Origin of the sequence: Allobosea sp. 2RAB26, from assembly GCF_052115465.1 — a bacterium.
Taxonomy (GTDB): domain Bacteria; phylum Pseudomonadota; class Alphaproteobacteria; order Rhizobiales; family Beijerinckiaceae; genus Allobosea.
The window spans coordinates 1-6,977 of the sequence record NZ_JBFRGS010000048.1; the positions used below are offsets into that span (position 1 = coordinate 1).

Consider the following 6,977-nt stretch of genomic DNA (forward strand, 5'->3'; position numbering starts at 1 on the left):
AAATCGCTTACGAGCTCGTTCCCGACCAACGCTCGGGAAAAACCTGTGCCGAGAACCTCAAGCCGGAATAAAGCCGGCTACTGGAACTGACTACGGTACCATTCGTTTGGACGGCGTGCTGTTCCCCTCAAAGGCCACACGACCTACCCTCTGCGATTTGCGCTAGGGCGGGGCCCTATTTCCTCTCCTGGCATCGCCCTCAAGTACAATAGAGGATCCGATACCTTGGTGGGAGGATGGCCAACTCGGAACGCGCACTTGAATTTGCGCCATGACGCCGATCCAGAAATGTGGACTGACACGTCTTATGCTGCGGCTGCCTGGTTTGCGTGCCGGCTTCGAACAGACGTCTGATGAGATCTTTCTCGATATCTGTGAGGCCAATGAGCTGGCGTGGATAGGGCTCGATTTCTGGACCCGGTCGGAAGCGTCAGAACGTGCCGAGCGGATCATGGAATACGAGGAGTTGGCGGCCTCCTTGGAGTCGGAGGCGCTTATTAGAGGAAGGAAATCCTGAGACGCCGACGCGGGGGCACGGCCGGGCCTCGCTACCCCACCCCCGGAGCGGCGAGGCCCACATTCAGCCCTTCATTTTGATGAGCCGCAGTCGCTCGATCTGAACTTTGAGCGCAGCAACCACGCCCTCGCCGCGAATGCCCCTGATGCCTTGGCTTTCGCGGTCCACGGCGCCCGGGACGCCGTCGAGGATTTCGGCGCGCTTCGCCTCTGGGAGGGGGAGCAGATATTCGACCTCGCATTCGTGCCGCCACTCCCCGGAATTCGGAGAGAACCTCTCGACCGAAGAGATGGGACCAGACAACGCGAGGAGCGCGCCTGGCCGCCGCGAATCTCCGGCGGGTTACAGGCCGGCTAGACATGTCGATTTCAGATGTGGCGCTCATTGTGGCACCCCAACGCTGTTTATTCGGCTCAACATTGGCGGCTTTGGCCAGTTTTTCACTTCTTCGGCGGCAGGATAGCGAACGCCCTCTAGCTGAAGCGGGGGCCGAACCGCTCCCTGAAAGCGGTTGCGTCTTCAGCATCGGGAAAACTCACGCGGATTCGCCGGTGCTCCGGCTCCATGGCAATGCGAGCTTGATGGGGGATTTCGCGTTCAATCAACCAAAGCCCGATCTCGAACAAGCGTTCGTTTAGCGTGAACGGTTCGAGCGGGAGGTCGATCGCGAATGATCGCGCGGAGCCGATGACGGTGGTCACAGCGATGCCAGACTTCTGCATGCCGCCCTCCTGCCGCTCGGGACGAGGTCCCATAGATTAGTCCTCTCTGCCGGACTTGCTCAAGCCTGAAGCCCAGGCCGATTGCAGTGAAGACGCCCCGCCGGTTTGAGCCGCCGGGTTTCCAATTTCGTTTCACTCGGAACGGAGCCGCTCCAGGTCAGGGGCGCAAGCGGAGGGCGGTTTCGGGACCGCACGATCAGTCGCCTGAAGGCATTGGTCAGTTGGTGGAGGTCTTGAGCCGAGCCGTCCTCGTAACGAAGGACCAATCGGACAGCGCTCTCAGGCTCTCTTGACTATCCCGTATCGCTCGACGGACTGCCTCAGTCGTCGTGGCGCTTCCATGAAGAACCTGCCCCATAGCGCGTCCCTCGATTCCTGTGTCGAGATTGCACCACCAAATCCCGGGAAACATGAGCTTCTTTTCGGGCTCGATCGTCCCCCGTTCGCAGATAACTCGTAGGGCGTGAGGCCTTTGAGGGTCTTGAGCCGCCGGCCAAAGTTGTAGGCGTTGACGAAGTCCGCGAGGTGTCGTTCGGGCTGCTCGTGGTTATCGCAGTGGTAGCGCTTGACGGTGGCGTCCTTGATCGTGCGGTTTATCCGTTCGACCTGACCATTTGTGCAGGGATGCTTCGGCTTGGTGATGCGATGCTCGATGCCGGATTGGGCACAGGCGAGTTCGAAGGCATGAGCCCAGACGCGACCGTCGCCGCATTCCAGGAGAGGCGGTTGGCCTTGTGAACGTCTATCTAATGGCGTTCATCATGTCGTCGGCGACGCTGTGACCAGCGCGAATGAGGCGCTCTCGATACTCGAGCACCTCGCGGCGACTGATGGCGATGACCGCGTCGCTGGTGGTGACGTCGTCCAGGGTGAGACGGCCATCCAGGGTTTGAGTTCGCCCTTGCGCTTGAGGCGCACAATCTCGAGCGGCTCGCCGGTCAGTGGAAGCGTACGGCGAGCCGGTCATGACGACATGCTCGGCATTGACGCCGATGGCAGCGGCCGTCCAGGCCCACCCGCGCTGGGCGTCGTCGAGCATCTGGATCTCGTCGATGACGCAGATGTCCCAGGGGGCGCTCAGATCGGCCGTCTCGATGGTGGGCGCGAGATGAGTAGCGGATCTCTCGTTGAGTCGGATTGCCCCCAGTGCCGGCATCTTGTGGCCTAGCTCCACAATATTGTGTAACCTTCATGCACGGGGTGGATTGGCGTTTCCTTGCAGGTGAAGTGGAGACGTCATGGTCCGCTAAGACCGCCTGAACAGGCGTCTATTAAATGCGCAACGCGATCGAAACCGCACCGAAGGACGGGACAGCCGTCATCCTCGAGGATGATTCGAGTGGCATCTATGACGTTGCTCACTGGTTGGCGGCGACAGGCCAGTGGATCGGCAAGAACGATGAGCCGATCACGATTACGCCGACGCATTGGCACCCGCTGGCTCATGACAATTACTTCCTTCTCGAGGGCGAAGGACCGGATGATCGCGCCACGGAGCGCCGCTCGAGGCGACGCCGCTCTCTGCCGATCTCCGCCGCCGCGCTCGTCGCTGCGGCGCTGCTGTTTTTCTATTGGATCGGCGGCCTGGTTCAGCGTGACGATGGCGGCAAGGCCGGGCCGCAAGTCGCGACGCGCGCCCCGTCGCCGGACCGGAACGGGAAGAGCCCGCCTCCAGTGCCGCGAACTGCTGCGCGGCAGGAGCTCACTGACAGCACGGCGCAATATCGCCAGGCCCTCGAAGGCGAACGGGCCCGCAGCGCTGCACTGGCGGGCGAACTGGCGAAGGCGCAGCGCGACGCCGGGATGCAGGCCGAGCACATGCGCAAGGCCGGCGAAGACGCCGCGCAACTGAAGCAGGCGGAGGTCGCAAGGGCCGCGGCCTCGCTTGGACAGGAGCGCGAGCAGGCGGCTGCGCTGGCGCGCGAGGTAGCCGCAGCGCGGGGGACACTGAGCGCGGACACCGAGCAGCAGCGCCAGGCGCTCGAGGCGGAACATGCCCGCAGCAGCGCCTTGGCCGATCAGCTGGCGTCGGCGCAGCGCGATCTGGAGATGCAGGCGGCACAACTGCGCAAGGCGGGCGAAGAGGCCGAGCAGCTGAAGCTGGAGCGCGAGCGGGCGGCCGCGCTCGCAGGTGAGGTTGCCTCGGTGCGGCAGGAGTTCACGGCCGGCACGGCGCAGCAGCGCCAGGCGCTCGACGAGGAACGCGCCCGCAGCGCCGCGCTCGCCGGCGAGTTGGCGAAGGCGCAGCGCGAAATCGAAACGCAGGCGGCGCAGCTGAGCACGGCGAACGCGGATGCCGCAGGGCTCAGGCAGGCACAGTCCGAAACCAATGCGGATGCGCAGGGGCAGGAGCGCGGGCAGGCGGCGGCCCTCGCCGCCGAGGTTTCAGCCGCGCGCGAGGCGCTGGCGACGGGCACGGCACAGCAGCGCCAGGCGCTGGAGGAGGAGCGCGGCCGCAGTGCCGCGTTGGCGACCGAACTGGCGAAGGTGCAGCGCGAAGCCGGACTGCAGTTGGCGGAGCTGCGCAAGGCGAACGAGGAGGCTGCAGGGCTCAGGCAGGCAGAGGCCGCCAGGACGGCAGACGCCTCCAAGACTGCGGACGCACTGAAGCAGGAGCACGAGAGGGCGGCAGCTCTCGCGCTTCAGGTCACGGCGGCGCGCGAGGCCCTGTCCACGAGCGCCGCGCAGCAGCGCCAGGGGCTCGACGCGGAGCGCGCCCGCAATGCAACACTCTCCGCCGAATTGGCGAAGGCACAGCGCGACGCCGGCGTGCAGGTCGCGGAGCTGCGCAAGGCGAGCGAGGAGGCGGGGCAGCTGAGGCAGGCGGCGGAGACCACTGCGACAGAGCTGCGCCAGGCTCTCCAGGACGAGCGCGGCAGGGCAGCTGCGATGGCGCGCGATCTAGAGGCGGCGCGGCGGACGGCCGTTGCGCGCGCGGCGCCCGAGCCCGCCCCGGCGAGCCCGGCCCCCAGCCAGCTCACCAGGGCGACACCTGTGCCTGAGCCGGTTGCGCCGCCGCCGGTCGCCACCGAGGCGCAGGCCGGTGCGGAAGCGACGCGGCTGATTGCGCGCGCCAGCGTCCTGATCGGGCAGGGCGATATCGCCTCGGCGCGGATCGTGCTCGAGCGCGCCGCGGAAACCGGCAGCGCCCGGGCGTTCTTCATGCTCGCGGAAACCTATGACCCCGCCATCCTCTCGACGACCCCGCCATCCTCTCGACCTGGCGGACCTATGGCACACGGGGCGAGGCGGCGAGGGCGCGCGAGCTTTATGCGAAGGCGCAGGCCGGCGGCATCCAGGAGGCGAAGGAGCGCTTGAACGGYTTGCGTCAGTAAAACGCCCGGGCGGGGGCGGAGACGGCCGAATGGCCGAATGGGGATGCCAAAGGGGAGTTCGGGAATGAMGCTGTTTCCAGGACGATGCCTGTGCCTTGTCGCCGCCTTGACCCTGTTTGTCCCGGCGCTCCCGCCAGGCGATCTGCAGGCGCAGACGACACGGCTGGAGGCCGTGCGCGGGGCTGCGCCGCGGCGCGCGCCGACCTATGAGGCGGAAAAGGAGCGGATGAATGCCTGGACCGTCGGTCTCGCCGGCGGCCTGATCGAGGGGGCACCGCTGCGTTTCGCCGCCGAAATGGCGCGCGTCGTCGATGACGGGCCGAACCTGCATGTCCTGCCGATCGTGACCAGGGGGCCCACCGAGAACCTGAATTCGCTGCTCTATCTGCGYGGGATCGACACCGCGATCATCAATTCCGACGCGCTGGACGAATACAGGAACCAGATGCCGCAGATCCGGCGGCAGATCACCTATGTGCTCAATCTCTTCCCCTCGGAGCTGCACATCTTTGTCCGGCCGGAGATCCAGAGCCTGCAGGACCTCGCCGGCAAGAAGGTGAATTTCAACACGCTGGGCACGGCTGCCGCCTATTCCGGCCCGCTGATCTTCAGCCGCCTCGGCATCAACGCCGAGAAGACCTTCATCCCCCACCCGATCGCGCTCGAACAGATGCGCAAGGGCGAGATGGCGGCGGTCGTCTTCATCACCTCCAAGCCGGTCGATGCCTTCGTGCGCGGCCGTTTCGAGCCGGGATTCAAGTTCCTCTCCGTTCCCTATGACAGCAAATTCGAGGATTATTATCTGCCGGCCGTGCTGGAGGCGGGCGAGTATCCCGGGCTGATCAAGGCTGGCGAGCGCGTCCCGACCATTTCGGTGCCGACTGCGCTCGTCGCCTTCAACTGGCAGCCCCAGACCAACCGCTATCAGCGCGTCGCCCGTTTCGTCGACACGCTGTTCAACCGGATCGACCAGCTCCAGGCGCCGGGCTTCGACCCGAAATGGAAGTCGATCAACCTGGCCGCGACCGTGCCCGGGCTCGAGCGGTTCTCGGCGGCGCAGCAATGGCTCGATCGTCAGGCGCGCGCCCCGCGGGCGCTGCAATGAAGGCGTTGGCGCTCTCCGTCGCCATGGCGGTCGCCAGCGGGGCCGCCCTGGCGCAAGGAATACCCGGTCCCACGCCCGCTCCCGCGCAAGATCCGATGACGCATCTGCGCTCCTGCTCCCTGATGGGCCCGGCCGAGCGGCTGGAATGCCTGGACAAGCTCTCGCGGCGCCTGGAGCCGGCCGCGGAGCGACCTGCGCCGGGCGGCGACAACTGGATCCTCAGCGAAACCACCTCGCCGGTGAACTATAGCCCGATCGTCACCGCCACCGCGGCTGCCCGCGCCGGTTCCGACGGCGCGCTGAGCCAGCTCGCCATCCATTGCCGCGGCGGCCGCACCGAGCTCGTCGTCACAGGCCCGGCGCTCGCCAAGGGCGGCACGGACTACACCATCTCCTACCGCGTCAATGACAGCCCGCCGGTGCAGCTCGCGACGGGGCCGCCGTCCTTCGGCACCGGCGTCGCCTTCAAGGGCGATATCGCGCAGCTCCTGCTGGCGCTGCCCGATGAGGGTGACCTCGCCATTCGTCTCGCCCCGCGTGTCGGCGCTGCCCATGACGGCACCTTTGCGCTCGGCGGGCTGAAGCGGGTGCGGGAGAAGGTCGCCGCAGCCTGCAACTGGCCGGGCGCCATCGCCAGGCCGCGGAACCCGTAGTCTTCGCCAAGCCTTCTTGCCCAGGCCTTCTTGCCCAAGCCTTCTTGCCTAAGTCGTCCGCGACCAACGTCCGCGCTCAAGTCGTCCTCGTCCGAGCCGTCGCCCAAGCCTTTGCCCACGTCGTCGCAAACCACGGGAGATGAAGATCATGACTGGATATGCCAAGGCCATGAGGGTCTCGCTGGCCGGCCTCGCAGCGTTGCTGATCGTGGTGCCGCCGGTGCTGGCGCAGCCAAAGAAGCAGGTGACGGCGCAGACCGCAAAACCCGCGGCGGAAAAGAAGCCGCACCAGCTCATCCTGCAGGTCAACACCAACGAGCCGGCGACGATGAATCTCGCGCTCAACAACGCGACGAACGTGGCGCAATACTACAAGGACCTCGGCGAGAAGGTGGAGATCGAGATCGTCACGTTCGGTCCTGGCCTGCACATGCTGCGTGAGGATACCTCGCCGGTGAAGGCACGGATCAAGGCGATCACGGCGAGCACGCCGTCGATCTCATTCAAGGCCTGCGGCAACACCCAGGAGAACATGAGCAAGACGGAAAACAAGGAGATCGGCCTGATCCCCGAGGCGACGCTGGTCAAATCCGGCGTCGTGCGCGTCATGGAATTGCAGGAGAAAGGCTGGACCTATGTCAGGCC

At 65.9% G+C, this 6,977-nt stretch carries 8 protein-coding genes and 1 pseudogene; 5 read left to right on the forward strand and 4 right to left on the reverse strand.

Annotation, left to right across the window (positions count from 1 at the left end; genetic code table 11):
• Window positions 1-271 precede the first annotated feature (271 nt).
• Window positions 272-517: a hypothetical protein gene (locus tag AB4118_RS33840; protein WP_441493871.1), complete on the forward strand. Its 246-nt coding sequence runs from the start codon at window positions 272-274 to the stop codon at window positions 515-517.
• Between the two features lie 63 nt (window positions 518-580).
• On the opposite strand, the gene AB4118_RS33845 is transcribed toward AB4118_RS33840, so the two are convergent.
• The 4 genes and pseudogenes from AB4118_RS33845 to AB4118_RS33860 all read right to left on the reverse strand — a co-directional run bounded on the left by AB4118_RS33845 (window position 581) and on the right by AB4118_RS33860 (window position 2,395).
• Window positions 581-820: a DUF7696 family protein gene (locus AB4118_RS33845; RefSeq protein WP_441493872.1), complete on the reverse strand. Its 240-nt coding sequence runs from the start codon at window positions 818-820 to the stop codon at window positions 581-583.
• A 170-nt stretch (window positions 821-990) separates the two neighbouring features.
• Window positions 991-1,239 carry a hypothetical protein gene (locus AB4118_RS33850; protein WP_441493873.1) on the reverse strand — a complete coding sequence of 83 codons (249 nt, stop codon included), beginning with the start codon at window positions 1,237-1,239 and terminating at the stop codon, window positions 991-993.
• Window positions 1,240-1,656: 417 nt separating this feature from the next.
• A pseudogene (locus tag AB4118_RS33855) lies at window positions 1,657-1,926 on the reverse strand (integrase core domain-containing protein); the annotation flags it as partial.
• A gap of 55 nt (window positions 1,927-1,981) precedes the next feature.
• Window positions 1,982-2,395, reverse strand: a complete 414-nt coding sequence (locus AB4118_RS33860; RefSeq protein ID WP_441493874.1) for a DEAD/DEAH box helicase family protein — start codon at window positions 2,393-2,395, stop codon at window positions 1,982-1,984.
• A 119-nt stretch (window positions 2,396-2,514) separates the two neighbouring features.
• On the opposite strand from AB4118_RS33860, the gene AB4118_RS33865 reads away from it, so the two are divergent.
• The 4 genes from AB4118_RS33865 to AB4118_RS33880 all read left to right on the forward strand — a co-directional run.
• A complete protein-coding gene (locus AB4118_RS33865; RefSeq protein WP_441493875.1) occupies window positions 2,515-4,557 on the forward strand; it encodes a coiled-coil domain-containing protein in 2,043 nt (680 codons plus the stop codon).
• 81 nt (window positions 4,558-4,638) lie between these two features.
• Window positions 4,639-5,679 carry a TAXI family TRAP transporter solute-binding subunit gene (locus AB4118_RS33870; protein WP_441493876.1) on the forward strand — a complete coding sequence of 347 codons (1,041 nt, stop codon included), beginning with the start codon at window positions 4,639-4,641 and terminating at the stop codon, window positions 5,677-5,679.
• A complete protein-coding gene (locus AB4118_RS33875) occupies window positions 5,676-6,332 on the forward strand; it encodes a hypothetical protein (RefSeq protein WP_441493877.1) in 657 nt (218 codons plus the stop codon). Before AB4118_RS33870 ends, AB4118_RS33875 begins: the two co-directional genes overlap by 4 nt.
• Window positions 6,333-6,480: 148 nt before the next feature.
• Window positions 6,481-6,977: DsrE family protein (locus AB4118_RS33880; protein WP_441493878.1), on the forward strand; the 497-nt coding region annotated here is incomplete at its 3' end.